Raw genomic sequence first — 1,740 nt, 5'->3', positions numbered from 1 at the left:
CGCGTACGACCGATATTTGCAAACAAAAATGCCTACTAATTATAGCCTATAATGGTGGGCACTTGTGTTTGGAAATCTAGGATTTTAACAAAGATTATCGCACAAGTGCCCACCCTACAATCTACTTTGAGCATATGTGATTAACCAGATATATTCCCCTTCATGTACTCACCATTAATCATCACGGCTAATAGGGCGATATTGATTCAACCAACGAACTTGCCCTAAGCAATCTTCTGATTGAGTCTCTAAAAGAAAACGCTCGAGTGCCAAAATCCGTTCGGAATAGTTCCATCTGCTTTGAGCCGCCAGAATAATGCCATGATGTTCTGGGTATTGTATGGCTAAAGCGGAGAAATCTTTGATGTTGAATGTAAAAATACATCGCCCTTGAGCCGTTGCCTTCAAAAGTTGGGTTTCATCACTTGCATCTTTGGCTATCCATTCATTGGGAGTCCGAGTAACATCATGACCACGAACGGTTAGGGCTGATTGTAAGGCTTTGATGGACGTGTCCGCATCTTTGGTGTTGCCGAAGTTTAGACATTGGCTACTTCGCTCTCTTGTTCAGCTACAATCGCGCTGTCAATTTCGGTTTGATGTGCGCTGTAAAACCCTAGTGCGTCGTTAATTTGAGTTTCAGTTAACCCATATTCCTCGGCCAGCTGCTTGGCAGACATTCCCCATTGGTGGGTGGCGATCGCAATTGTCTGGACTCGAATCCCTGTCCCACGAATGACTGAGACGGGGTGACCACTGGCTCCTTGACGATAAGTGATGTGGGGAAAGCTTGGGTCATGGAATTGATGCTTGAGAACAGCAACTTTTTCAGCCACTGCCCATAAAATAAAGTCGTCGAGGGAAATGCCTTGACGCAAAGCACATTGTTCTACTTCTTCTTGAAGTTGAAGCGGCAAGTTAAGGGAGTAGGATGCCATTTTTAAGGTAAGGTCTGCATTGTCGGTTAATTTACCTTCTGATCCTAACGGATGCTCTTAGTATAACACGATCGCACAGGATTAGTCGTAATACATAAATTACCAAAGACATTAGACACTCTATGCTTGAGAATGTTAGGCAGAGGCAGGGTCCAACAACAGGCCATTGATGAATTAGAAGCACTGCCAGAAACAAATCAATTTCGGTAAAATACGTTATTGTTGTTATCTTCTGAGCGTAGTAACTTAGAAGTAAGTACAGAATTATAAGAGCAAGACAGAGAGAAAATTGATGCGCTTATCACCACTTTTATTAGAAAAATTAGAAGCTGCTACTCAGTCAGGCATACAACAGGGTATACAACAAGGTATGCAGCAGGGTCTGAGGATGGAGCGCACTGCGATTATCGAAAACTTGTTGAGAGTGAGGTTTAATTCTCTTGATGACCAACTGAGAGGTATTATTGAACCAATGCTGTCCTTATCTAATCAATAATTTTCCGCTTTAATATTACAGTTATCTCAGCTATACCGTGAGGAATTATTAGCAAGATTCAGTGATTAATTCAAAGTTCAAAATTAAAAATTAAAAATGAATGAAGCCCAGTAAGGGATGGTGCGTTCGGTGATATTCTGTCAATAAATGTCTTGATAGATCTTGTGTTATCGAACCCACCCTACAAGAGCGTACGCAGTACCAGACGACTTGATCGCGCTGCAAGCCAAAGTTCAAGACATTGTAACCAGCATAGTGTTAGAATTATTCCATTATGCCAACAATTTTACGGATCGGTCCAAATCG

3 protein-coding genes are annotated in these 1,740 nt (G+C 41.8%); 1 reads left to right on the top strand and 2 read right to left on the bottom strand.

The window, feature by feature from the left end:
• Positions 1-174: 174 nt before the first annotated feature.
• Both F6K51_RS36740 and F6K51_RS36735 read right to left on the bottom strand, forming a co-directional pair.
• The gene (locus tag F6K51_RS36740; protein WP_293030968.1) at positions 175-507 is read right to left on the bottom strand and encodes a DUF5615 family PIN-like protein; all 333 of its coding nucleotides are present in this window, start codon (positions 505-507) and stop codon (positions 175-177) included.
• A 32-nt stretch (positions 508-539) separates the two neighbouring features.
• Positions 540-938, bottom strand: coding sequence for a DUF433 domain-containing protein (locus tag F6K51_RS36735; protein ID WP_075896551.1), 399 nt, complete (start codon positions 936-938; stop codon positions 540-542).
• A 292-nt stretch (positions 939-1,230) separates the two neighbouring features.
• On the opposite strand from F6K51_RS36735, the gene F6K51_RS36730 reads away from it, so the two are divergent.
• Positions 1,231-1,434 carry a hypothetical protein gene (locus F6K51_RS36730; RefSeq protein WP_143727456.1) on the top strand — a complete coding sequence of 68 codons (204 nt, stop codon included), beginning with the start codon at positions 1,231-1,233 and terminating at the stop codon, positions 1,432-1,434.
• Positions 1,435-1,740: the final 306 nt, after the last annotated feature.

The organism is Moorena sp. SIO3I8, assembly GCF_010692325.1.
Classification (GTDB): Bacteria; Cyanobacteriota; Cyanobacteriia; order Cyanobacteriales; family Coleofasciculaceae; genus Moorena.
Note: the sequence above shows the minus strand (reverse complement) of the source record. Positions and strands in the feature narration are given on the sequence as shown.